At 42.8% G+C, this 26,691-nt stretch carries 19 protein-coding genes; 6 read left to right on the forward strand and 13 right to left on the reverse strand.

Annotation, left to right across the window (positions count from 1 at the left end):
- Nucleotides 1-8: 8 nt before the first annotated feature.
- On the forward strand, nt 9-1,151 hold the full coding sequence (locus tag DUL71_RS11635; protein ID WP_114938232.1) for a tetratricopeptide repeat protein: 1,143 nt from the start codon (nt 9-11) through the stop codon (nt 1,149-1,151).
- Here the strand turns inward: DUL71_RS11635 and DUL71_RS11640 are convergent.
- Together DUL71_RS11640 and DUL71_RS11645 are read right to left on the reverse strand one after the other, a co-directional pair.
- Nucleotides 1,148-1,732, reverse strand: coding sequence for a riboflavin synthase (locus tag DUL71_RS11640; protein ID WP_114938233.1), 585 nt, complete (start codon nt 1,730-1,732; stop codon nt 1,148-1,150). The genes DUL71_RS11635 and DUL71_RS11640 overlap by 4 nt on opposite strands.
- A gap of 83 nt (nt 1,733-1,815) precedes the next feature.
- Nucleotides 1,816-2,313, reverse strand: a complete 498-nt coding sequence (locus DUL71_RS11645; RefSeq protein WP_112571688.1) for an SRPBCC family protein — start codon at nt 2,311-2,313, stop codon at nt 1,816-1,818.
- 87 nt (nt 2,314-2,400) lie between these two features.
- Here DUL71_RS11645 and DUL71_RS11650 point away from each other — a divergent pair, with 87 nt between their 5' ends.
- Entirely contained in the window at nt 2,401-2,862 is a 462-nt protein-coding gene (locus DUL71_RS11650) for an NUDIX hydrolase (protein WP_114938234.1), read from the forward strand.
- A 573-nt stretch (nt 2,863-3,435) separates the two neighbouring features.
- On the opposite strand, the gene DUL71_RS11655 is transcribed toward DUL71_RS11650, so the two are convergent.
- From DUL71_RS11655 to DUL71_RS11675, 5 genes are all read right to left on the reverse strand, one after another.
- Nucleotides 3,436-3,948: a c-type cytochrome gene (locus DUL71_RS11655; protein WP_112571692.1), complete on the reverse strand. Its 513-nt coding sequence runs from the start codon at nt 3,946-3,948 to the stop codon at nt 3,436-3,438.
- 115 nt (nt 3,949-4,063) lie between these two features.
- Entirely contained in the window at nt 4,064-4,906 is an 843-nt protein-coding gene (locus DUL71_RS11660) for an SDR family oxidoreductase (protein ID WP_114938235.1), read from the reverse strand.
- Nucleotides 4,907-5,070: 164 nt separating this feature from the next.
- Nucleotides 5,071-6,063, reverse strand: a complete 993-nt coding sequence (locus DUL71_RS11665) for a Hint domain-containing protein (protein ID WP_154402365.1) — start codon at nt 6,061-6,063, stop codon at nt 5,071-5,073.
- 122 nt (nt 6,064-6,185) lie between these two features.
- Nucleotides 6,186-7,352, reverse strand: a complete 1,167-nt coding sequence (locus DUL71_RS11670; protein WP_161964420.1) for a pyridoxal phosphate-dependent aminotransferase — start codon at nt 7,350-7,352, stop codon at nt 6,186-6,188.
- 34 nt (nt 7,353-7,386) lie between these two features.
- Nucleotides 7,387-8,970, reverse strand: a complete 1,584-nt coding sequence (locus tag DUL71_RS11675; protein WP_208645525.1) for a flavin monoamine oxidase family protein — start codon at nt 8,968-8,970, stop codon at nt 7,387-7,389.
- Between the two features lie 979 nt (nt 8,971-9,949).
- Between DUL71_RS11675 and DUL71_RS11680 the strand changes: the two genes are divergently transcribed.
- Nucleotides 9,950-10,306 (forward strand): BlaI/MecI/CopY family transcriptional regulator, encoded by a 357-nt coding sequence (locus tag DUL71_RS11680; RefSeq protein WP_114938238.1) that lies wholly within the window; start codon nt 9,950-9,952, stop codon nt 10,304-10,306.
- Nucleotides 10,307-10,317: 11 nt separating this feature from the next.
- Entirely contained in the window at nt 10,318-12,192 is a 1,875-nt protein-coding gene (locus DUL71_RS11685) for a M56 family metallopeptidase (RefSeq protein ID WP_114938239.1), read from the forward strand.
- Between the two features lie 96 nt (nt 12,193-12,288).
- Here the strand turns inward: DUL71_RS11685 and DUL71_RS11690 are convergent, their stop codons facing one another.
- From DUL71_RS11690 to DUL71_RS11715, 6 genes are all read right to left on the reverse strand, one after another.
- Nucleotides 12,289-13,374 (reverse strand): DNA topoisomerase IB, encoded by a 1,086-nt coding sequence (locus DUL71_RS11690; protein ID WP_114938240.1) that lies wholly within the window; start codon nt 13,372-13,374, stop codon nt 12,289-12,291.
- A 175-nt stretch (nt 13,375-13,549) separates the two neighbouring features.
- Complete coding sequence (locus DUL71_RS11695; protein ID WP_114938241.1) at nt 13,550-15,826, reverse strand: GH92 family glycosyl hydrolase; 2,277 nt, start codon at nt 15,824-15,826, stop codon at nt 13,550-13,552.
- Between the two features lie 69 nt (nt 15,827-15,895).
- Nucleotides 15,896-18,013, reverse strand: coding sequence for an alpha-L-fucosidase (locus tag DUL71_RS11700; protein WP_114938242.1), 2,118 nt, complete (start codon nt 18,011-18,013; stop codon nt 15,896-15,898).
- A gap of 9 nt (nt 18,014-18,022) precedes the next feature.
- Nucleotides 18,023-20,317: a family 20 glycosylhydrolase gene (locus tag DUL71_RS11705; protein WP_244228738.1), complete on the reverse strand. Its 2,295-nt coding sequence runs from the start codon at nt 20,315-20,317 to the stop codon at nt 18,023-18,025.
- A gap of 16 nt (nt 20,318-20,333) precedes the next feature.
- Entirely contained in the window at nt 20,334-23,006 is a 2,673-nt protein-coding gene (locus DUL71_RS11710) for a glycoside hydrolase family 2 protein (protein ID WP_114938244.1), read from the reverse strand.
- 261 nt (nt 23,007-23,267) lie between these two features.
- Nucleotides 23,268-24,707 (reverse strand): alpha-L-fucosidase, encoded by a 1,440-nt coding sequence (locus DUL71_RS11715; RefSeq protein WP_114938245.1) that lies wholly within the window; start codon nt 24,705-24,707, stop codon nt 23,268-23,270.
- Nucleotides 24,708-24,888: 181 nt separating this feature from the next.
- On the opposite strand from DUL71_RS11715, the gene DUL71_RS11720 reads away from it, so the two are divergent.
- Nucleotides 24,889-25,533, forward strand: a complete 645-nt coding sequence (locus tag DUL71_RS11720) for an RNA polymerase sigma-70 factor (RefSeq protein WP_114938246.1) — start codon at nt 24,889-24,891, stop codon at nt 25,531-25,533.
- 51 nt (nt 25,534-25,584) lie between these two features.
- Nucleotides 25,585-26,682: a FecR family protein gene (locus tag DUL71_RS11725; RefSeq protein ID WP_114938247.1), complete on the forward strand. Its 1,098-nt coding sequence runs from the start codon at nt 25,585-25,587 to the stop codon at nt 26,680-26,682.
- The last annotated feature ends 9 nt before the right edge of the window (nt 26,683-26,691 follow it).

Genomic DNA, 26,691 nt, shown 5'->3' on the forward strand with positions numbered 1-26,691 from the left:
ATTTAGTTATGAGAAACCTATTTATAACCCTATTCCTTACCTTATCAGTATTACAAATACGTGCCCAGCAAACGGCTAATGATTCGCTCCTACTCGATTATTATCAAAACCAACGCTTTGCAGATGCAGCCGACTATCTCAAAAAAACATATCCGGAGCCTGTAACCGACATTAAAGTGTTAGCTAAACTGGCCTATACCTCAAAAATGGCTTCCCGCCTACCCGATGCAGAAAATTACTATCAACGCATTTATGATGCTGATACCACCAGTCTGACCAACCTTTATAATATGAGCGAGATCATTAAAAGGCGCGGCAATAATAAAAAGGCCATAATATATGTAAAGAAGATCCTGCTGAAAGATACAACCAACTTTGATGTATATAAACAACTGGCCGATCTGTCGCAAAATTTAGGCGATATAGAAGGGAGCCTCATTTATCTGCAAAAAGCGAACAAGATCAACCCGCTTAATCCTGATGTTGCTTATGACCTGTCATCCTTTTATATCAACCTTAAGCTATATGTCAATGCCGAAACCATAATTGATAAAGCCTTAGTAGCCGACACAGCCAATCTGTTACTATTGAAAGGCAAAGCACAGGCTTCATACGCGTTAAAAAAATACCCGGTAACTATTGGTATCACTAAGAAATTAATAGAAGCCGGAGAATTGGCCGGCAGCATTGTATCCATGTTGGGCACCTCTTATTACATGACCGCCAACTATCCCGATTGCATTAAAACCTTCAAAATACTGGAAGATAACCAAACCGGAACCGAGGCTTCCTTTTACTACACGGCCATGAGCTATAAGGCTTTGCATAGCAACACAAAAGCGATCATATATTTAGATAAGGCCATTGAAGAAGCCACATCTACGGGCGTAAGCTCCTATTACAGCGAAAAAGGCGATTCATACGACCGCCTGCACCAATTGAAGAATGCCGTTGAGGCATACCAGAAAAGTTTGCTTTATAAACCAGACCCGATTACTTATTACGCTCTCGCTACCCTGTATGATACCGAACTAAAAAACAGAGCAACGGCTATTAAATATTACAAAAAGTACCTGGCAAGCAAACCGAAAGATTCTCAGAAAACCTATATAGCTTATTCCAGAGAGCGCATTAAATCATTAGGGATTTAGCGTTGCATTAAGCGGGCAACGTATTTGCCTATGATATCAAACTCAAGGTTAACCTGGCTGCCAACCTTCACATTGTGCAGGTTGGTATGCTCAAAGGTATACGGGATAATAGCTACAGAAAAACTATTAGCATGTGAATTAACCACAGTTAAGCTGATACCATTCACACAAATAGAGCCTTTCTCTACCGTAACGTTACCACTCGCGGCATCGTATTCAAAAGTGTATTCCCAGCTGCCGTCGAGTTCTTTAAAGGCAGTACAAATGGCCACCTGGTCAACATGGCCCTGAACGATATGGCCATCAAGGCGGGCATTCATTTGCATGCAGCGCTCCAGGTTTACAGGGTCACCAACTTTAAGCTGGGAAAGATTGGTCTTGTTTAAAGTTTCTTCAATAGCAGTCACTACGTGTAAACCATCTGCTAATGCTACCACAGTAAGGCAAACACCATTGTGGGCAACAGATTGATCAATCTTAAGCTCATGTGATATCGCCGACTCGACAGTAATATTGAGATTGCCTTTTTCCTGCTGCAGATCAGTGATCTTACCTAAAGTTTCTATAATTCCTGTAAACATATGCTTCCCGGCCCAAAAGGGCTATTTTGATTGGCATCAAAACTAAACTATTTTGCAGTATGGTTTGTCAGCAGCAAATGAAATTATTTGAAACTCGAGAACAGGTCCTTCCGCTTATTTCGGAGGTCTTTACCGCCTTCCAATACCGATTTCAAGTTGGCGAGATAAAATGTCCAGCCAAGCTGGCATTGCACATAAAGGTTTTTCTCGGGGTCGGTTTCTTCAGGAATATTTTCCTGTACCAGCTCAACAATAACAACACCTAATTTGCAGGTTATGGAAACACTCACAACTGTTCCCCCGGTAAAGGTAAACTTGACAAAATCGGCTCCGTTAGCTTCCAATATCTGGCCATTTTCAACAGTGGTATCATCATAACCATGCCAATACCAGGTATAAGTATCCTCTTTTTTAATAAACTCCTGCGGTTCGCGCTGACGACCAGCTATCGCAAAAAAATCGGCCTTACGTAAAAACCAGGTTTCAAGGCCTTCAGGAGTGGCCCAGGCTTCATACATACTGCGTACATCTGTGTCCACATCAGCAGTTACTTTAAATTTGCTCCATCTGTCGTCTGCCATGATAAATTGTATATAGGTTCGGGGTGTTTATATCAAAAATAACAATTTAAATTAAGGCTTTCATTAACTTGCCTTTAAATCTTAAACATGCCCAAACAAAGCGCCGGAATTTTATTGTACCGCAAAACCTCACAAGGGTTACAGGTATTTCTTGTACATCCGGGTGGGCCATTCTTTAAAAATAAAGATGACGGTTCATGGTCGGTACCTAAGGGAGAATACCTGCCCGATGAGGATCCACTTGCGGCGGCAAAACGTGAGTTTCGGGAAGAGACCGGGCACGAGGTATCAGGCAATTTTATTGCGTTAAGCCCCATTAAGCAAAAAGGCGGCAAAACAGTACAGGCCTGGGCCGTGGAAGGCGATATTGATCCGGAGAAAATTAAAAGTAATACTTTTGAAATAGAATGGCCTCCCCGCTCGGGCAGAAAACAAACTTTTGATGAAATTGATCATGGAGAATGGTTTGATATCTCTACAGCCAAAATAAAGATCAACCCAGCCCAAGCGGCATTTATAGATGAATTAGCTGCGATGACTGCCATTTAATTAATAGCCTTGCATCATCAAACCTTAACCAACAATAACTCCTAATATTTATTTAACCCACCTGTAGGTTTTCCTGGAGCATTTATAACAGATATATTTTTTAAAGGGCAAACCAAACAGAAAAAATTTAGCCAGGGAACTCCTCTTAATGCGGCTTATTGGGGACTTGCATTTACGGCAAGTTAACTCCGTTGAACTTGTTGAAGTATTGGCCGTAGCCTGTGGCCTTATATGAAACTCAGCAGTCATGTGTTAATTATGATAATTATTAAAGGTTGTAACAATTAACCCATCAACTTAAAAAATAACGCTGCCAAGCCGATGTAATTCGACGGACATTTTTATACCAAGTCAACTAATTATTGTTGTGTATAAAAATAGTTACAAAGCATGAATTTTTTATGAACACAGCTTAAAATTATTCCAAAAAAGAATATCCAATAAATAACCAAATGCATCACTTATAACATAATCTTAACAAACAACACTTAATATGAACATAATATTTGCTATAAAACAAAAATGCCTCTGGTTTTACCAAAGGCATTTTATTTATAAATATACAATTATCAATTACGGCTTGGTTGGCGCTGGTGCACCTGGAGCAGGACCTCCCGGCGGTGGACCTGGTTGACCGCCGGGACCAGGACCCATTCCTGGGCCACCCGGACCTTTTCCGTCTGGTACCATCACTTCAGGATGAGCTGTACCACGGTGGCAGGTATTGCAATTAACACCACTTTGCATAATCATGCCCAATGAATCTTTTTTAGCATGAAAATACTTCTGGTTAATTTTGTTCATCATTTTAAACATGTCGCGGGCCATTTCCTTTTCAGGTTTAGCGTCGCTTGTCCAATCCATCTTTTTAGTTTCTTCATTACGGGCATGGCAAAAGTTGCAATGTACCCCTAACGAATGCGACCAATCTTCCATAACCTTGTGCAGGTTTTCGCCCGAAATATTTTTCGGCAATACTTTAAGGTTCTTAAAACCTTCGTCCTGTGGTTTAGTAGTGGTCATAGCACCAAATACTATTATGGATAACAGGCCGAGCGTAACTAATAGTTTTTTGTTCACAGGCATAATTGTCATGTTTAAGTCATCTAAATTAACTTATTGATTTTAATGTTGCAACATTTTCAGGCAAATGATTGAATTATTCACGGTAAATTCATAATTCCTGAATCATAGCGAAATCCTAAAGCATTGATTTACTGATAAGTTTTTCACTTATTTTCCATAGTTTTTCCTGTGCAGCTAAATCCCGCGTTGCGGATGATGTTTTAGCAATGTTCTTCTTCTTAAAATAACGGCCATTAAATTTATCCAACCCGGGTTCTGTTGCAAGGTATATTGATGTTTCGGCTCCTTGTTGGGATGTGATCATAAACGGCCGGGCCATCTTCATTAATATTTTATCAAAACCTTTAAGTCCTTCAGTAAAACTGCTGTTCACAACACCCGGATGAAGGGAAAATGCCAGGATACCCTTATCAGCAAATTTTTGTGCAAGGGACTGGGTAAAGTAGATATTGAACAACTTAGCCATACCGTAGGCTTTAAAAGAGGAATAATTCTGAGCCGATTGAAGATCATCAAAATTGGGCCTGCCTATTTTGTGCCCTTCAGAACTTACATTGATAATACGCGCATGCCCGCGCTTAAGCAAAGGCATCAGGCTGGTAGTCAACAAAAAATGGCCGAGATGATTGGTTGTAAAAGTCAGTTCGAATCCATCTTTGCTAACCCGTCTTTCGCTAAAACCGGCCCCGGCATTATTAATAAGGATATTGATAGCCACTAGCTTCTGAGAAAGCTCAGCCGCAGCTTCACGAACACTTTGCAGATCAGCCAGATCACATTTAATAACGGAAACGTGCTTATTACCCGTTTGCGCAATAATTTCCTGTTTAACTGCTTCGCCTTTAATAATATTACGAACCAGCAGGTAAACCTCATGATCCTGCGCGGCAAGCGCCATGGCGGTTGCCTTTCCGATGCCGGAAGTAGCCCCGGTAATTACTGTTGTTTTTATTGGCATAAGCCTTTCAAGAGCGGTTGATGCTGATTGACAAGATAGCTTTTTCTGTTATTGAAGCATCCAGGTAATGGAGTTTTTACCCGGTTGTCCTCTATCCTTCCAAAACTTACGAAGTTTTTGAAACTTCGTAAGTTTTATCATAGCTGGTGAGTAACGCGGGCGGCCTACTTTTGCATCACCATTACGCCGTTCATAAGTAATGTACTTCCGCCATCGGCAACAATGTTATAAACCTTTTGGACGCCACCGGCATGCTCAGTTTTTTGTAATACAGTAAAAGCCTCGTATTTGCCGGTCTGCTCGTTCAAACAAAGTACTTCCTGCCCGGTTGCCACCTCACCTATTTTCACATTGCCTTGTTTTGTTAACATAGGATGATTAGGAGTGGCTTGTAATACTTTGCTGTTTAGTTTCACTTGTGTACCTGCCGTTGTATTTTTTGTTTGTGCCGATACTAAAACCAGTTGGGTGATGGCGTAGTTTTTAGCATCATGAGTGGTTAACTCTTTCACCTTAACTACCATATTTTGTTTCGTAGCCGGATTAACCGAAATCACCTCATCGCCGCTCTTTACCGCCTTTAACATTTTTTTATCACCATTGGCCATTGTAACCAGTTCTTCACCCGGAAAACAGATATCATTGCCATAAGTAGCAGCTTCCTCTTTCATGTCCTTGCCACCGTTAAGCACCTTGTACTGCTGGAAGCTTACTTCCTTTGACAGCACGTAAGATAGTTTCAGGATAAAATTTTGCTCCACTTTATTAATGTTATCAATATCCTGAAAATACTGCTCCCAAACTTTAGCGTCGGCAGTAAAATCCGGCACTAAGGCTTTATATAGTTTACCCTTTTCGTTGGTGTAAAATACCATCAGGCCAATTTCCTGCATACCTTCTTTGGCAATTAGCTTATAGAGGTCGATACGTTTTTTCAGCCCGTCTGATCCTGTAATGAAATACGGCTTGCGGCTTTCATACCGGTCAAGCACGTACGTGTTTTCGAACTTAACGTAGGTATCATTGTCGAGGTTAGCTATAGTGAAAGTTTGCGCTTTTTTATACTCGTCCATAGTAAGCGGACGGGGGTTTACAGTTTGCGCCTGGGCAAAATAAAGAGATGAGCTTAGTAATAGTGTTAATGTTAGTTTACGCACTTTGTTTTAGAGATTAGAGGTTGGAGATTAGTGATTAGGAGTATGGTTAGAGATTAAAAGTTAGGAGCATTTGTATAAAATAATTGAAACCTAACCTCTGATCTCTAACCTCCAATCACCACTTAAGACAATTGTTTAAAGGCATCGGCAAAGGCTTCCATTTCGTCCATACGGCCGATGCTTACGCGGCACCAGTCTTTGCCGTTAAATTGCCAGTTACGCACGCCCACGCCACGCTTCATCATTTCGCCAACAAACTTTTTGCCATCCATTTTTAATGGGAACATGACAAAGTTTGCCGATGAAGGGATGTATTCATAACCTTCCTTTTTAAGTACCGAATACAGGTATTCTTTAGAAGCATTTGTTTTCTGGAGCGCGTCTTTTAAAAACTCCTCTTCGCGATACGCGGCAATTGCGCCGGCGATAGTAGTGGCCGCCAGCGAAAAACCTGTTGTATACATCGATAAGGTTTTAATAGTATCGGGCTGGGCAATTACATAACCGCAACGCAAACCGGCAAAGCCATACAATTTTGAAAAAGTACGGGCAACAATAACATTATTCCCGGCTTTCACGGTGCTGATCATGGTACTGGCTTGTGGGTCGGTCAGGTAATCGATATAGGCTTCGTCAACAAAAACTGTTGTTTTCTTAGATACACGCTCACAAAAGGCTTTCAATTTGGCTGTATCCAATATGGTAGCCGTTGGATTGTTGGGGTTACAGATGTAAACCAGGCCGGTGTTACTGTCAACCTTGGCTTCCATCGCGTCAAGGTCAAGCTTATAGTCGGCGGTAAGGGGTACTTTGATCCATTTACCTTCCAGTTGCTGCGCGTGCGATGGCAGATCATCATAAGACGGGTCGCCGGTAATGATGCTTTTACCGCCCTTACTATAATGTATGGCTGCAGCCAGCAACAGTGGCGACGAACCCGATTCCATCAGGATATTGTTATAGTTAACCCCCTCATACTGGGCTATTTTATTATAAAGGGTACCCTGGGTCATGAAAGGATATTGATAGCTTTTATCAATTGCATCCTGAATAGCCTTTTTAGCAGCCGCTGAGGGGCCAAATGGGTTTTCATTGGCCAGTAATCTTGCTTTCAATTCAAAGCCGGCATTGGTTACGGCTTCCTGATCAGTTAAACTGCGGCTCAATGGTTTAAATACTCTGGCCGGCATGGCTGCCAGCTTACCAATTGTTCCTGAAAAAAGGGCCAGCCCTCCGGCCATAAATGCGCTGGATTTGATCCAGTTTCTGCGGTTAATTGTGCTTGACATGGTGTGGTGGTATTTAATGTTTTGTAACGTCGTTCTATTTTTGAACCGGGTATTGGGTACGCTGGTCGGTAACCCTGGCGTGTATAGCGGCAACCGTACTCCTGGCCGATTCAAAAGCCCCGGCCATCCAGGCATTCAGATATGTTAAATGCTCGCCTGCAAAATAAACCTGCTTATCGGGTTTTAACAGTACCGGGTATTGTGTTTTACGGGTTTCGGTAGTATAAACCGCCCATCCGCCTAAATTGTATTTGGTTTTATGCCAGCTAACCGAAAACGAGTTTTCAAACTCCTGATCATATTGCGGGTGGATCAGCCTGCCTTTTTCAAGCGCGAACTTCTCCCTTTCGGCGTAGCCTAAAGCGCCAATCTTCTGCGCTTTTTCATTAAAGTTGTAATATCCAATCAAGATACCTTTTTTTCCTAAATAATCATAGGATGGATAAAATATCTGCGTTAAATCATTGTTAGTGTGCGTTATACCACCGTAGATATGCTCATCCTCCTCCCAAAACCGGCGCTTAAACTGCAACCCTATTTTCCCGGTTTGGTTATAGCTGATATAATCAATAGGGCGGCTTACATTGCCACTAAAGTTGTTACTGATATTACTCAAAACCGGCAACGGAATGGTACAGATACACAGGTCGCCATTTAAAATATGCTCACCTGCTGCATCTTTATAAGTGATCTTAACACCATCGGCTATATTATTAATAGCCGTAACCTCCGCTCCCATTTTTATGGATGGCGCTACCTTTTTTTCCAACGCTTTAGCAATCTGATCCATACCGCCAACGGCCTGAAACATGGTCATTTGCAACTCGTAGGTATACTCGGCTACGTTATAAAAATCCGGATCCATCAAACCGGAATGCAGCAGATCGGCCAGTTTATGCGGATCGGCAATTTTACCCGGCTTGTCTCCCGCTCCCGGCGATTCGGTGTAACCGCGGCGGGCGGATGCTTTGTACAGCTTATCAATATCCAATCCGCCTTCGGCTTGCAGATATTCGATGATCTTTTCTCCGTCTTCTTTGGTAAAGCTACTATCGAGGCTTCCGTGATCGATGCTTTTAGCCAGCATTTCGGTCATGTAACCACGAATATCATTATGCACCTCCCTTACCTTGATTTTTTTGTTGGATAAAGGCCCTTTACCCTCAGCAAAGTAATAAGCGCCTTCGTTCACGTTATTATAAACCTGGATAGGCACGCCCAATTCTTTACAATAATGCAGGGTGAGTTCATGATTATGCGGTATGCGCGACGGGCCTGCGTTAAAGTATTGCCCGGCATCAAAACGGGCAGTGGCGGTTGGCTTATCAATTTCGGTATTGGTACTGCCATTACGCACGCTGAAACAGCGCCCACCGGTGCGCTGCCGCGCTTCCAGGATGGTGCATTGATAACCCAGCTTGCCTAATTCATAAGCACAGGTCATGCCGGCTAATCCGGCCCCTAAAATAATAATGTGTTTTCCTTTGCCGCTGCCCTCGAGGTCAAAAGCATGGACGGGCGCGGATTTTAATAAACCAAGTGCAAGCATGGCCGGATAAGCTCCGCCAGCCAGCATGGCACCTTTTCCTAAAAAGTCCCGGCGGGTAATAGTTTTCAATAAGCGCGTATTTATGTTTTACAATCAACTCTGCTTTAAATATAGTTTTTTGTTTGCTTTTATGTTAAGCGCAGATCAACTTTTGTTAAGGTTTTGATGAAATTAACCGGGTTATTTAAGTGGTTGCCGAATTAATGTTAAGATATGATTGCCGGTAGTGTTTAGTTAAAATTATCAATTTAATTAAGGGTGTTTGCGTTAGGGATAGTAGCGGATACCGGCCTGTGGTTAATGCCTGTGTAGTATGAGCGGATAGCCCGGCCGGGGGCAACGCCCTCATAAAAATTAGAGGTTGGAAATTAGACCTTAGTTGATCTGTCCTGTGGATTAGTTTTAATATAGATTACGAATGTCTCTGCCTTTCGATTTGAGAATAAATAATTTTAAATAAAAAATCCTGAAATCATAAAAATCCGTTTAATCCCCGGTTCAGAATTATGGGCGTTGCCTCCGGCCGGGCTATCCGCTCATACGCCTGCAGGCCTTACGCTCATTGGCCGGTATCCGCTACTATCCCTAACGCNTTAATGCCTGTGTAGTATGAGCGGATAGCCCGGCCGGGGGCAACGCCCTCATAAAAATTAGAGGTTGGAAATTAGACCTTAGTTGATCTGTCCTGTGGATTAGTTTTAATATAGATTACGAATGTCTCTGCCTTTCGATTTGAGAATAAATAATTTTAAATAAAAAATCCTGAAATCATAAAAATCCGTTTAATCCCCGGTTCAGAATTATGGGCGTTGCCTCCGGCCGGGCTATCCGCTCATACGCCTGCAGGCCTTACGCTCATTGGCCGGTATCCGCTACTATCCCTAACGCGGGTTTGAAGATGAGGAGTGAATAATTGAAAGAGAATGGATACCTCACCTCTCCTCAATCCCCTAACCTCTCCCATCAAACGTTAATTTCTGTTAAAAAGTAAAAATAAGTTTGCATTTCTACGAACAGTTCGTAGATTTACGAAACAATCGTAAACACAATGGAGAAATTATCGCAACAAGAGGAAGAAGCAATGCAGGCGGTGTGGCAATCGGGCCCGGGATTTATCAAGGATTTTTTAGATCAGCTGGCCGAACCTAAGCCCCCTTACACTACCCTTGCCTCAACCGTAAAAAACCTGGAGCGCAAAGGATTTTTGAAAAGCGAAAAGCTGGGTAACTCATTTCGTTACCTGCCCCTGATACAGGAAGAAGAATATAAAAAACGCTTTATGAGCGGCTTTGTAAGCAACTACTTCCAAAACTCCTATAAAGATCTGGTTACGTTTTTCGCCAACGAAAAAAAGATCAGCGCTACCGACCTGAAAGAGATTATCAAACTCATTGAAAAACAATAAACCTTACAACCATGCCGGCAATATTTGTTTTTTTGTTAAAAGTGAACATAGCCCTGCTATTGTTTTGCGCGGGCTATTACCTGGTGCTAAGGCCCCTCACCTTTTATACGCTTAACCGTATTTATTTACTTGCGGCCATTCTGTTTGCAAGTATTTATCCGCAGATCAACTTTTCGGCATTTGTGCAGCGGCACGAGGAATTGGCCAAACCGATAGAGCAGATAGCCATCAACTGGCAGTCGCGGGCCCAACTGGTGAGCCTGCCGGCGCAAACATTTGACTACTGGTATTGGCTGAGTGTTATTTTCTGGACGGGGGCAGCCTTGCTCTTCATTCGCCTGGCATTGCAGCTGCTCTCCTTATTACGATTGTATAAAAACTCTAAACCTCAATACATAGGCGAACATTTGGTGAGGGTAATGGATAAGGACGCGGCGCCGTTTTCTTTTTGGCGAAGCATTTATGTAAACCCTGCTAAGCATGAACCCGCCGACCTGAAATCGATCCTACTGCATGAACAGGTACACGTAAACCAGTGGCATACTGCTGATATTTTGCTGGCAGAGCTTAGCAGTATCTTTTATTGGTTTAACCCGGGCATCTGGCTTATAAAAAGGGCTGTACGCGAAAACATTGAGTTTATTACCGACCGCAAGATCCTGAAAAACGGCATCGACAGTAAAGCGTACCAGTATAGTTTGGTGAATGTGAGTTTTAGCAACACCCAACCCGGCATTGTAAACCATTTTAATATTTCAACCATAAAAAAACGGATAATCATGATGAACGCGAAGAGATCGTCGAAACTTAACCTCACCCGCTACGCTTTTGTAGTGCCGGCTGTTATGGCCCTGTTACTGGTGTTCAGCATTTCAAAAGCTGATTTTGCCAAGCCTGTGAGGATCACCCTTGCCAACGCGGTACAACCTCTGGCCAGGATCATTAACATCAACCCCGACGAGGTTGATAAACCTGAAGTTAAACCCGCCAAAGCAACAAAATCAACAGCTAAAGTAAAAGCTCCCAAGGCTGCAACCGTACTAACGCCCGCAACGCTTCCCAATGTAGTTTTAAGTCCTATCGCAGCAACAGCTCCATTGGCTATTCAGCCCGACACCAATAAAAAGTTCAAAATAATAGGGGATCTTAGAAAAGACTCGCTGGTATTTGTGGTAAATGGCGCAGTATCGACAGGTAAAAACCTCGACCCTACGAAGATCGAAAACATGTATATACTTACGGGTGAAAGAGCCCGAAAACTTGCAAAAGTTGAAGGCAAACCTGTTAAAGTAGCTTATATCATCACAAAAGATGCCCCCAATAAAGAGGAGCTTGAGCAAAATGTGCCTAAAGACATTGTGCTAAGAAAAGTGACCGCAACCAACATGAGTGGCGACGCTGTGATAGAAGATGACAACAACAGTTCAAATGTTACTGCCCTGACCATTGTTCCCGACGATAAAAAAGTAGATGTAAAAAATCTTAAAAACGTAGTAATAGTAAAAGGCATCAGCAGTACAGCAAGTACAAGCAGCGTTAGTACGGTGACCGTAAATGGCGTGAAAGCCAAACCGGCTACGTTGTCATACAGCGTAAGATCTGGCGATGCTGCCATAGTTGCGGACGGCGGCGATGTGGCTGTTACCGGTTATGGTAAAAAAGCTAACATCAAAGCATTAAACGTAAACGGAATGCGTATTGTAACCAGTGGCGATAAAGACCCATTAGTTATTATAGATGGTAAAAATAGCACGATAGATGCCTTTAAAAAACTGGACCCTAATAAGATAGAAAGCATTTCAATAATGAAAAGCGATGATATTACCAAGAAATATGGCGATAAAGCCAAAGACGGCGTCGTACTCATCACTACCCGTAAAAAGTAAATGGTTGATTTGAGCCTGGGTTTTTCGGAGATCAGTTTATAGTTAATCGTTCTTTATACCGCTCTATAATCAACCCGGTAAACATATTCAACCAGCTTAACTGGCCTCGGCCAGTTTTTCCGTTTCCAGCAGGTTGAGTAATGCTTTCTCGGCAATATTAAGTTCGGCAGCTTTTACATCTTCGCGTTCATCAAGCTGGCTGATATATTTAAAAATGGTTCCCTCCTCATAACTTTTAATAACCGATGGGTGCACGTAGTACTTTTTACAAACAGTACGCGTGTTCCCAAGGTTTATAGCAACCTCGTCCAGTACACTTACTATCTTCTTTTTACACTCGGTTACGCTATCAAACTCACCGGCTTCCTTAAAAGCGTACAACGCGCTCACACTGCCCGCCCAGGTACGGAAGTCTTTTGCCGTAAAATCCTCACCGGTTATTTCGTGCAGATAACTATTGATATCACCTGAACCAACACTACACCGGGTACCATCTTCATTATAGTATTGAAAAAGCTCTTTCCCGGGGATGTCACGGCATTGTTTTACCAAATGGGCCAGCTTGCGGCTTTGCAATGATACTTTGTGAAACACTCCTTTTTTACCTTTAAACTCAAATCTCAGGTTAGAGCCCTCAACCTTCACATGCCTATTTTGCAGCGTTGTTAAACCAAATGAGCCGTACAACTTTTTATACGATTCATTCCCTACCCTGATGCTGGTTAGTTCCATTAACCTAACCACCAGCGCCACCACCTTTTCATGACCGAGATTACGCCTTGCCAGATCTTTATCCACCTGCTCCCGGATTGCGGGCAAATGAGCCGCGAAAGTTTGCATTCGGTGATATTTGGATTGATTACGGATCTGGTTCCAGTGCGCATGATAACGGTATTGTTTACGCCCTGCCACATCGGTACCCGTAAATTGCAGGTGGCCGTTTTCATACGGTGAAATCCATACATGGGTATAAGCCGGAGGGATCACCAGTTTATTGAACCTTGTTATCAGTTCTTTGTCCTTCACCAAATTGCCGTCAGCATCATAATAGCTCCAGCCTTTGCCTGATTTTTTGCGAGTATATCCTGCAGATGAGTCAGACACATAACGAAGGCCAACGGCCTTTGCAGTAACCTTAGGATCACGGCCAATTTTTTCGAGCTTTTTGAGGAGACGGTTCATGTAGGGATAACATGAGGAAGACTGATTAAGTTTTAATTAGAGATTTTCCATATGGAGATATTTCAAAACATCTTTCCAAAACCTACAAACAGAAAAGGGATGCGCTTTGCGCATCCCTTTTCTGTTTAATAAAATCATGCTATTGCGAAGCAATGACATGATTGAGAAACTATTCTTACTTCAACACTGAAACAGCTTTATTGGCCTCACCAACACCCCAAACGGTGCCGGGCTTATCGCCCATGGTAATTACCAGTTCGCCACCCTGCATTACATCAGTATGTTTGATGTAAGTTTTAGTGTAATCAGCGCCATTTAGCGTCATGGCCTGAATGTATTTATTTTTAGGGCCATTGTTTTTTACCATTACGTGGAATTTCTTATTCCCCTGCAATTTCAACGTAGCTTCATTTACTACCGGACTGCCAAACACATACAAACCATTGGCCGGGTTAACCGGGTAAAAACCAACTGCCGATAATACATACCAGGCCGACATCTGACCTACGTCTTCATTACCAATAATCCCGTCTGGTTTATCTGTATAAAAGTCATCAAGGATAAATCTTACCTTCTCAGCTGTTTTCCATGGTTTGCCTGAGTAAGCGTAATAATAGCTCATTGGGTGACTTGGCTCGTTGCCGTGGGCATACTGACCAATTAAACCTGAAACATCCGGCGATTTAAATTTGCCCATATCGCCCTGAGCGATAAACAATGAATCCAACTTAGTATTAAACTTATCAACGCCGCCCAGCATATCTATCAAACCTTCAACATCCTGCGGAACAAGGAAAGTATACTGCCAGCCGTTGCCTTCTGTAAAGTCGCCGGTTTCGTGGATAGAAATGAACGGACTGTACGGTGTACGCCATGCATCCTGTGATAAACGGCCACGCATGAAACCAGCTTTGGCATCATAGTAGTTTTTGTAATATGCGCCACGTTTGCTGAAATAAGCATAGTCTTCAGTTTTACCCAATTTTTTGGCTACCTGCGCCAGGCTCCAGTCGTCAATAGCATATTCAAGGCCCATCGAAACCGATTCTCGGCTGCTATCTGCAGGGATATAACCATATTTTTTCACGTATTTGATACCACGATCATCACCCATTGCGGTAGTTTTCATGGCTTCGTAAGCTAAGTTAGCATCAAAACCTTTGTAACCCTTCAATAATGCATCCGCAACTACGGGTACAGCGCTGTATCCCACCATACAGTTGGTTTCGTTGGCCATCAAATGCCAAACAGGTAGGCTGCCCTGCTGCTGGTAGATTGCCAGCATAGAGTTGATCATATCGTTCACATGCTCAGGGTGGATAATGGTTGACAGCGGATTGTTTGAACGGTAAGTATCCCATAACGAAAACGTGGTTACATTATTGAAACCTTCGTTTTTGTGTACTTTTTTATCTGTTCCCCAGTATTCGCCGTTTACGTCGTTAAAAATAGACGGTGCTATCATGGTGTGATAAAAAGCAGTATAAAACTTCTTCATTTGCGACAATGAATCAGCCTTGATGGTAATCTTTTCTAACTGCTTATTCCAGGCAGCATCCGCGTCGGTAACAACTTTATTAAAATCCCAGCCCGGTATTTCTGCTTTGATGTTCAGCATCGCGTTCTCGGCACTTACCGGCGAGATACCCACTTTAGCATAAACAACCTCGCCTTTGGTTGTAGCAAAGCTGATAACACCTTTTACTTTTACGCCTTTAAGTTCGGTACCTTTTACGTTAGCAGTGCTGTCATAAACCGCGAATGTTTTGATAGGCTTAGAAAATACAGCGGTAAAGTAAATACGCTGATCATTTGCCCAGCCTTTTGAAAAACGATACCCGCAAATGGTGTTTTTATCAACCTGTTTGATGTAGGTTTCCATTGGCCTGTCCCAGCCAATACCTTCCTGTAGATCAATCAGTATATGCGCATCTTTTGATGCCGGGAAGGTGTACTTATGCATCCCCACGCGGGTGCTGGCGGTAAGCTCGACACCGATATCATATTTTTTAAGCTTTACTTTGTAGTAACCAGGTTTTACAACCTCATCCTTATGGCTAAACAACGATACATAACCGCTTTTTAAATTTTTATTGCTGCCTTTGTAAACGTTGATAGCGCCTGTTGTAGGCATGAAAGAAATATCGCCCAGGTCGCCAATACCCGTACCGCTTAAGTGCGTATGCTGGAAGCCAATGATGGTAGAATCGGAAATATGGTAGCCAGAGCACCAGTCCCAGCCCTCAGAAATATTAGTTGGACCTAATTGCACGGCACCGAAAGGAACGCTTGCGCCCACAAAAACGTGCCCATGGAAACCGGTACCAATGTACGGATCGACATATTGCGTTAAACCGCCGACCTTTTTCATAGGCTGCGATTGATGCCTTTGTGCATGGGAACTTAAATTAACCATGGCCAGCAAACCGGCCAAAACGAGTTGTTTTTTCATTCTTTATTTTAGATGATGGTATTGAGGTTTATATTGCCTGCAAAGTAAACCCCAATACTTAATAGATTATTAATATACGCTTAATTCGGCCGCGGTTATGCCATTTCCTGCAATTACATGCGCGGCTTCAAATTTAAAGTATCTCGCCGTTACTTCCTGCTTCAATACTACAGGCTGCTCAATCGGGTTCGATTTGATATTTGAAAATTCGCCCGAAGCCACCTTTTCCCAGGTTTTGCCATCATTACTGATGTAGAAAACGTAACTGTCAACAATACCGTCGGCTTGTTTATCCTGCCTTGGCAAATAACCAAATGCTTTTATCGTTTGCTCCTTACCCATATCAACGCTTATCTGCTGCGGGAATTGCGCATCTTCTTTTTTCAGGGTAGCGTAAAGACTACGGGTATTTTCATCAAAAGCATTTTCTGCTTTATTCCACTCGTCGCCGGCAGCATTGGCATCCAAGACCTTCCAATCGGCTTTAGCATAGCCGAATGATACATAAGTACTTTCGCTTTGTTGATCTTTACCTTCAAAGCTGCGGGCCTTTACAGTACCACCTTCGTTAAGTGTAAATGGTTTGCTGTAAACAGGCGAACTCGATGTTGGCTCATGCCCATCAAGCGTATAGCGAATATTACTTACCGGTGCTTCGGTGGTGATACTGATTTCGCCTTTTTTGTCGCGCGATATTTTTGGCGTGGTTAAATGCACAGGCTCTTTATAAATCCCGAAATCGCTTAAAGCAATGGCTACCGGCGATGCAGTAACCCTCATCCTTAATTTACTTGCCGTTATGTTTTGCGTTAAACGGATCAGCCTGTTGCCACCAATGCTGGTTGCCTCTCCTATCTGCTCCCATTTGCCATTCAGATATGCATCTACTGCGACAGCCTCAATACGCTGCCCAAGTTTGATATTCTCGCGCAAACGGATCACATTAAATGTTTTTGGCGAATGTAGATCGATGGATAAAGTTGGTGTAGTTACTTTATCATCTGTAGCCCAATAACTGTAACGGCTATCATCCAACAAAAACTGCGGACCAAACTTAGCCTTATTTCCACCACGCACGTTACTTGCCGTAAGTGTCGCACCCTTTGCCAGGTTAACCGCAAATGTTTGTTTAAGCAGGTTGCCGAACTCTGTTAATGATTTCACATCAATCTCGTTAATAACACCACGCGGATCTGGCGATAAACCCAAATCAAGCGCCGCACCACGGCCTACGCTTTTGTAATACAGATCAAGCAAGGTATAAGGCGATTTTACACCCTCATCCTGCGTTTTATGATAAAACCATCCGGGACGCAATGACACGTCACATTCGGCAGGCATCCAGTATTTACCATTGCGGGTACCTTCTGTACCTTCATAATCTTTCACATAACCGTTAGCCGGAACCTTACCTTCATCCGGAGCATGAGGCGTATAAGTAGCCCAGCAGGTTTCCCCTGCATGGCCTTCCTCATTACCTACCCAGCGCACATCCGGGCCAACATCACCAAACAGCACCGCGTTAGGTTGCAATTTGCGTGTAATGCCCCAGGTTGTATCCCAGCCATAATAAGTTGAGCGGTCAATTTTTCTTACTTCACGTTTGCCGCCATAATAGCCATCGCCACCGTTGGCGCCATCATGCCATGAAATAAATAACGGGCCGTAATTAGTATATAGTTCTTTCAACTGCTCACGGTAGATCTTTACATATTCTGGCGTACTGTAATATGGATTATTCCTGTCCCATGGCGAGCAGTAAACACCAAGCTTCATACCCAATTTATCGCACGCTTCGCGATATTCTTTCAGCATATCGCCTTTACCATTTTTATATGGGCTTTTGGTGATATTATGCTCAGTAGTTTTAGTTGGCCAGATACAGAAACCATCGTGATGTTTAGCCACAACCACCACCCCTTTAAAACCGCCGGCTTTCGCGGCTGCTACAATCTGCAGGGCGCTAAACTGCGATGGATTAAAGATCTTTGGATCCTCATCTCCAAAACCCCATTCTTTGTCGGTATAGGTATCCACCCCATAGTGGATAATGCAATACATCCCGGTTTCCTGCCAGTTGAGCTGTCCCTGCGTGGGTAATACGCCATAAGGCCTGGGAGCCGTTTGGCCGAAACTATTTAAACCGGTAGTAAGTAACAATAAGGCAATGCCTGTAAACTTCTTCATAATTGGTTATTAGTTTTTGAACCATGATGACGGTACATCCTGTGGAGCCGAGCCATTGACACTATACTTCAGCAACAGCTTAAAGCCACCGCCACCTTCAATAAAATCAAGCTTAAACGGATGAACTCCCATTTTAAGGGCAACCTGTCCGCTGCGTTCCTGCGCCGAGTGGTTACCGTCGTTATCTACAACGGTTTTATCGCCAATGTAAAGCACGCCGCCGTCATCGCAGGTTAAATAGAAACTGTAAATGCCGTCGGTTGGAACATCGATATAGCCTTTATAAGTAATACCAAACGACGGGGCTTTAACCGTAGCAGGTACTTCTATCTTATCGGTACTGAAGGTGCTATCAACTTTCGCGTTTTGCATCAAAGCTGTTTTTTTGAAGGACGCTTTATAGTAAGTAGCGGTAAGTCCTGCCTTTGGCGGAGCAATTTTTACCGGACCAAGCATTTGTTGTTGTGTGTAATTGAGGTTATATACATCGCCACGGGTTCCGGTTGGTGTAAATGCGGCAACCCTTACTAATTGTGATTTAGAGATGGTTAAAGGCGATGGCAATACAGGCGATTTTGTATCAGGCAAAGTACCATTAGTAGTATAACGGAGAGTAAGGCTTGGCAATGGAGATGTAATGCTCAGCTTACCTTCATTAGTGAAAACATACTGATTAAGCAGATTTGGCAGATCAGGCAAACGATAGTTGATCTTCAAGGCATCCATCCTTTTGTATTGCTCTGTCAAACGCTGCAAATACGAATCATAGTCGGATTCCTTATGCGTCCACAACATTTCAGCAAGCGCGGTTAAGCGCGGCATGTACATATAATCGGCACGTTTTTCTGAAGGGATCATCTCCGACCAGAGATTAGCCTGTGCACCAATAATTGATTTGGCTTCTTCAGCATTCAGCACTTTAGGTATAGGGTTAAAATGATAAACCCTGCTGACAGAATACTGATCAGGCTGATTATCAAAATAAAGTGGTTCACCCGGTGTCATGATCACCGTGTTGCCATTTTTTACCGCCTTAACCGGTGCATCGGGTACCCAGGTACGCCAGTACATGATAATAGCCGTTGGACTAATACCACCTTCAATCACCTCGTCCCAACCTATCAATTTACGGCCTTTAGAGTTAAAAAACTTCTCCATGCGGTTAATGAAATAGCTGTGCAATCCGGCCAGGTCTTTAATACCCTCTTTAGCCATCAAAGCTTTACAGGCATCCGATTTACCCCAGTTGGTACGGTCAACCTCATCACCGCCGATGTGGATATATTTAGACGGGAAAATCTGCATGATCTCGGTAAATACATTCTCGGCAAACTCAAAGGTAGTTTCGTTACAAGGGCAAATTGGCTTGGTGAACAGTTCGCCCCATTTATTTTCACCGTCGCAGGTTAAAAACGGGTATGAGTTAATAGCCGCCATCATATGCCCCGGCATATCAATTTCCGGAACAATATCAATATGGCGGGCAGCAGCATAAGCTACTACGCCTTTCATTTCGTCCTGCGTATAAAAACCACCATAGAGGGTTTTACCATTTTTCTGGATGATATGCTCTTTGTCGATCACAAAATCAGGATTATCCTTAGCCTTCTTCATACAAGCCGAATCCTGGTTGTTGAACGTGCGCCATGCACCGGCCTGGGTAAGCAGCGGATATTTTTTTATTTCAATACGCCAGCCCTGATCATCAGTTAAATGCAGGTGCAGCTTATTCATCTTGTATAAAGCCATCCTGTCGATAAATTTTTTCAGGTAGCTTATCGAGAAAAAGTGCCTTGATACATCCAGATGCATTCCGCGCCATTCGTAAACAGGCGCATCTTCAATGGCAACGACCGGCAACGACAATTGCTTTTGTACAACACCCGCTTCAACACCAACAGGCAATAACTGGCGGATGGTTTCTACCGCGTGAAATACACCCGCCGGGTCTTTCGCCCTGATCACTACCTGCTCTTTAGTTACACTCATGCGGTAAGCTTCGGGCGTAGTTATGCTTGCGTCGTAAACCAGGTTAATAGCATGGGCTTTCTTTACCTTACTTACCTCAATTGGCTTACCCAAACCCTTACGCAACAGATCTTTCAAAGCATAAGCTTCAGTATTAAAAGCATTAGAAGTAACAATACCGGTTTTAGATGTGATGGTAAAAGAACCTTCGCCGGCAGTTAATTGTGTGGGATAAGGGATCAAAGGAAATTTTGCAACTGTTTCCTGGGCACTAACACCACGTGTGCAGGCAAGCATTAAAGCTGCTACTGACAAATATTTTGAGATAACTTTCATTTTCTTCTGTCTGTTATTATTTGTCGATAGATATAGTTCTTTCAGCGACATTCCAGCCACCAACGGTTACAGCCAGATTTTTGTCTGCTCCCGGATTGTGATCGATAACAACTTTTTTGGTTTGGCCGGGTAATACGGTTACATAGTTATCGCTGTAAAACGCCGGAAGAATCCGTTGTTTAGTATCAGCATTAACTAATGATAAACGGTTAAAGAATGCAAGCGCGCCGTTACCTTCATTTGTCAGGGTAACTTCTACCTTACCATTTTTCAGGTATTTGGCTGCAGCACCTAAATTACCTTTAGGCATTTTTTGCAGGCCCGAAAAATCGCCGTTTGCATCAGGTATCCAGTAAATATTTTCGCTGATCACTTCTTTATCGGATTTAAGCAGCTGCAGGCAAAGGAACACGCCTTTATCCTTCGCTTCTTTCTCGATCTCGTGCTTAAGCGACAAGTACCTTTTAGTTGTGGTTGGCGTTACATCGGCAAAAACCTGGGTTAATACCTTCTCCTTACCGTCCATATCATAGGTTTTGGCAACCAGCAGCATGTTACTGTGTGTTTTAAACGTATTATTGGCTACCATCACCATACCATCTGTTTGGTTGTACATGATGTGTAAAGGCTCGCTTCCGTTATGTAAACCATACAAACAAGCATTGGGGTCAAGGTAATAATCATACATCTGGCCGCGCATGGCTGTCCATGGGTTTTGAGTTTTCCAGATGATGGTACCGGTATACCAATCCCACATATGCGAGCTAAAGCCTTCCATAAGCGCACGGTACTGATCATAGTTTACCAATTGGGCTTTGGTGGCAAAATCTTCAACATCCTTGGCTTTGCCATATTTGTCAATAAAACCATCGTAGCCAATATATTTGTGATACTCCCAAACCGGATCTGTTTTTGTTTTGCCGGTTGACGCGTCAAATTCAGGAACAACCATATTTTCGGCAGGAATAAAGCGTTTTAACGATTCATAATCGCTTACACCAACCGAACCTACTTCCGAATTGAAAGGATAGGTTTGATGATCCCAGAAAGTTGTAAGGCTTTGAACACCATAAGGGCCGTCACCATTACCGCCCTGTACATTGCGCGACATTTCTTCGGAGTTTGAGTAAGGGATAAACCAGCGGGTATTATCCAGCTTAGGCATAATAGTATCACGCAGTGCCGCGAAGATATCCTCGGGCGGAGTGATCTCGTTACCACCACACCAAATAGCCAGCGACGGGAAGTTACGTACCAGTTTAACCTGGTCGGCTACCGATCTTAAATACAAGTCATGGTCATCAGGATATTTGCGGCGAGTCCATTGGTCATCGGCTTTCATTGGATCTGTCCAGCGGCCGTTACAGTCGCCTGATCCCCACATATCCTGGAAAACCAGCATACCGTATTTGTCACAAGCTTCATAAAATTCGGGGCGTTCAATCAGCGCGCCACCCCAAACACGGATCAGGTTTAGGTTCATATCACGATGAAAACGAACCTCGGCATCATAGCGGGCATCGCTAAAGCGCAGCATCTGATCGGAGATGATCCAGTTTCCGCCTTTAATAAATATTTTTTGACCGTTTATGTTAACCTGGCGGCTTTGAGTTTTGTTATTCCATTCGGTAGTGATCTGGCGTACACCAACTTCAATATTTTTTTGGTCGGATACCTTGCCAGCGGCCACAAACTGGAGATTAAGCTTATACAAATTTTGCGGGCCGTATCCATTTGGCCACCAAAGCTTAGGATTTTTCAGGCTGTAATCGGCCAATTTAACATCCTGTTTTGAGTTGGCTTTCAATGTAACCGGTTGCGATACCAGTTTACCATCTAAATTATATTGTAAAGTACCGCTGACAGGCGCGCCGGTTGCGTTCTCAACCTCGGCCGATACTTGTAAAATGGCAGGCTGCTGTGCACCTTCTGGCTGACGTACACCCGGAACAAGGGTAACTACATGAGGATCTTTGATAACTACCGCGCCGGTGTGCTCAATAGTTACTTTATCCCAAATACCTGTATTACGGTCACGGATGGGTTGGATCCAATCCCAACCGGCTGTATATTGGATACCCACACCACGGGCAATTGTACCATCGCCGCCCTGACCGCCGTTGGGGTTACCTACTACATCCGGAGGGTATACAATAACCGCTAAACGGTTGTTTCCGTTTTTGCTCAGCCATTTGGTTATGTTATAACTCTGGCGCAAAAACATCCCTTTGTGCAGTGTGGAGTTTAGTTTATGTCCGTTCAGGAAAACATCGCAGCTGTAGTTAACGCCACGGAAGTTTAGGTAAGTTTGGTTGCTGCCGGCAGGTGCTGTTTCTTTAAAGTCCTTTGCAAACCAATAGGTATAATAATCACGGCCTACTTTATAAATGTCAGGGATCTTTTCGTTGTTCATCCCATAAAAAGGATCCGGTACCTGCTTATTGGCAAGCTGGGTGGTTAACACGGTACCAGGAACAACTGCCGGGTTCCACGCAGCCAGATCATAATTAGTTTGGGATATAACCGTGCCATTATCCTTAACACTATTCATAGAGGTTGATTTCCAGCCGCGGTTTAGCTCATAGCCGGTTTGCGCCTCCGCGGCTTGATAAACGCCTGAAGCAAGGATAGATAACACTAACGAAAATTTAAACAATGCAGATCTGCCTGCAGAACGGGTTGTTGTCATTTATTTAGATTGGATGAATAATCAAAATTAAGAACTGCCAAATCATTTTAGCTGTAAAAACTTGGCTATATTATGTGGTATTTTGTCGGGTTGAATATTCAAACCCGATGTCATTTCGACGAGCATATAAAGGAATGTGCGGCAGCGGCGAGGAGAAATCTTATACGCTCGGCATTTTTACTCATCGCTTGTATAAGATTTCTCCTCACCCCAATGCTTTGCCCTACCCTGTTCGTCGAAATGACATTTTTATATTTATACTTAATAAACTATTTTAAAACCGGCCGCTTCATTAAGCCCGCTGGCTTGTTGTAATTTTGTTGGGATGCTGATATCGATACCATCGGATACCTGTTTCCATTTAAGGCTTTGCGTACTGCCAAGCAAGGTCACTTTCTTTACTTTCTTGATATCCTTTAGTTTTACTAATACAGTTGCAGGTAAAACTACCTTTTCCTCATCGCTTAGGGCAAAGGCATAAATAGTATTGCTGTTTTTGGCTTTCGTATAATATATATTACCTGTTGAATACGGCGCTACCGACTGGCTGGCGTAAATACCTTCGCCATTGATCTTCATCCAACGGCTTATACCTTGCAGGCGCTCGTAAGCTACAGGATCCCAGTCACCATCAGGGCCTGGGCCGATATTCATAAGCAAGTTACCACCGCGTGATACGATCTTCACCAGTAACTGCACAATTTTTTGCACCGATTTATAATGATCACCCGGAACATAGCTCCATGAATTACCCATGGTTATGCAACTTTCCCAGGGATGATCAAGCGGCACTTCCGGCACTTCCTGCTCGGGCGTAGTATAGTTTTCGTATTTACCGGCAACGGTACGGTCAACTACAATTAAACCGGGTTGTTTTTGCCTGCCCATTGCGGCTATCTTTGGCATATCAATATCCTGATCAAATTTGATCCCGCGCTGCCAGTCAATACTTGTATCAACACTGGTTTTAGGACGTACCCATCCCCCGTCAAGCCATAGAATATCAACCTTGCCATAATCGCTCATTAGTTCGCTGATCTGGTTATAGGTAAAATCTTTAAACTTTTGCCAGCGCTCAGGGTATTTTTTAGGATCGTAATTTACATTACGGTCTTTAGGTGGAAAGTATGGCCACCAATAATTTTCTGTATGCCAGTCGGGCTTTGAAAAATACGCCCCTATCATAAAGTTGTCTTTACGGAAAGCGTTAAAAATTTCCTTAGTTACGTTGCTTCGTGGATTGCTTGAAAAAGGCGTTTTGCTGCTCGTAATTTTATAATCGGTTTCTTTGGTATCAAACATGCAAAAACCGTCATGATGCTTGGTTGTGAAGATCACATATTTCATCCCGGCATCTTTAGCTGCCTTTACCCATTTTTCGGGGTTGAATTTGGTTGGGTTAAATGTGGTTTGCAAATTTTCATAGGCTGCCTTATAGCCGTTATAGGTAGCACCGTAAGGACCACGGCGTTGGGTCCATCCTTCATCTTCCGGACAAATGCTCCAACTTTCAACTACGCCCCACTGGCTGTAAGTACCCCAGTGCATGAACAAACCAAACTTAAGATCCTGCCAATTGGCAATTTTTTGCTCAACCACGGGGTCGCCGGCAGGTACGTACTGCTTTGACATATTGTGCTGTTGCCCAAATGCTTTAATGCACCCAAAAACCAAAAGAAATGCTGTAAATAATCGTTTCATCAAGCTTTTATTTTATAAATTACTGACAATTTTATATGGTGTATTGCCTACACACTTTTTAAAATATTTTAAAAAACATCGCAACTTACGTCAATAAATTTCATTTTTTAGATTTAATGTGTTATTATTGTTACACCATCATTAAGTTTAAATTTAGTTGATTAATTAAAAATCTTCGGTTTTGAGAGACAGAAAAGTTGATACGCTAAAATTATGGAAACTCATTTGTAACAATGACGATGAGAATGCCTTTGAGCTGTTTTTCCATGTACTTAACAACTCGCTTATTAAATTTTGCGTGTTGTATGTACATCAGCGGGAAATTGCCGAAGAAATAGTTTCGGACGTGTTTGTAAAATGCTGGCTCAACCGTAAAAATCTTACCGAAATTCAAAACCCCGAAACCTATTTGTTTGTAGCGGTGAAAAACCAATCGCTAAACCACATCAAAAAATATTCAAGCATTCATCTTGTACAAATTGAAGAAACCAATTCGGTTGAATTTGTAAATACGTACAACCCTCAAAAAGAAATAGAAAATAAAGAACTCATCTTCCGGATGGACCAGGCCATTGCCGGGCTTCCGCAACAATGCCGCATTGTTTTCAGGCTAATAAAAGAGGACGGTATGAAGTACAAAGAGGTAGCCGAAATTCTAAATATCTCACCCCGTACAGTACAGACACAATTGTTTCGCGCAATCAAGAAACTTAGTGTCGTTTTGACACAATACAACAGACATAACGAAAACACACCTAAAACCAATGTAATCAACATTTTAGGATCGATAGTTGTAATTTTTCAATTATTTTTTTTACACTTGTAGGTAATTAACCTAAATAAGTTGTCCTATCACAAATAAGGATGCAATTTTAAGATGGGCAATGATAAATTTATAGAGCTGGTAGGCAAAAAACTGTCGAATGAGATCAGCCCTGATGAACATAACGAACTTCTGCTTTGCTTAGCTAATGATGCTTCCCTTCGTGAGCAATACGATGCCCTTTCTGCCTATTGGAAACACAACGATGCCGAATACGCCGACAATGCCCTTGCCTTTCAAAAAATAAAATCAAAAATTAAAGCACAGGAAGTTACCGAGCCTATCGTTGCGGTAGCACCTGTAAAAAACGGTTTAGTGCGTTATTTGTGGCGTGCTGCGGCTGCGGTTATTTTAATAGCCGGCGGTACTTACCTGTTTTATTCAAAAGTAACTACTTCCGGTCGCGAAATTACGGGCACTGCGCCCAGTGCCTGGCAAAACAAAAATACCTTTGTGCGTGAAAAATCAACCATTGTTTTAACGGATGGTACACGCATTACCCTTAATTCAAAAAGCTCATTGCGCTATCCAACAAACTTTACAGGTAAAACCCGCGAAGTTTACCTAAGTGGCGAAGCCTTTTTTGATGTTCATAAAGATCATGAGCATCCGTTCATTATCCATACAGAAAAAATGAATATCAAAGTTTTGGGTACTGCTTTCAATGTAAAATCGTACCCGAACGACCCATCAAGTGAAACAACCCTGATCAGAGGTGCCATTGAAGTTACGCTTGACGACCGTCCTTCTGACAGGATCATCCTGAAACCAAGCGAAAAGCTAATTGTTAAAAAAGGCTCATTTACTACTGTTCACAAAAAAGAGAATAAACTTGCTCCCGCAATTGATAGCGGCGCAGGAACTCAATATGTTTTAACCAGTTTTACACGCCTTCACCAGGATGATAGTGACGTTCTTGAAACCTCCTGGACACAAAACAAGCTTATTTTCAGAAACGAAAGCTTTGTTGATCTTGCCGCCCGCATGGAGCGCTGGTACGGTGTTGAAATCAAATTTAAAAATGATGCCCTTAAGACATACCGCTTCAACGGTACCTATCAAAAGGAAAACATTACCGAGGCCCTTGACGCGTTACGTTGTACAGAAGATTTTCATTATAAGATAAAAAAATCAACTGTTTATATTTACTGATGGCGCATA

Origin of the sequence: Mucilaginibacter endophyticus (assembly GCF_003351025.1) — a bacterium.
Taxonomy (GTDB): domain Bacteria; phylum Bacteroidota; class Bacteroidia; order Sphingobacteriales; family Sphingobacteriaceae; genus Mucilaginibacter; species Mucilaginibacter endophyticus.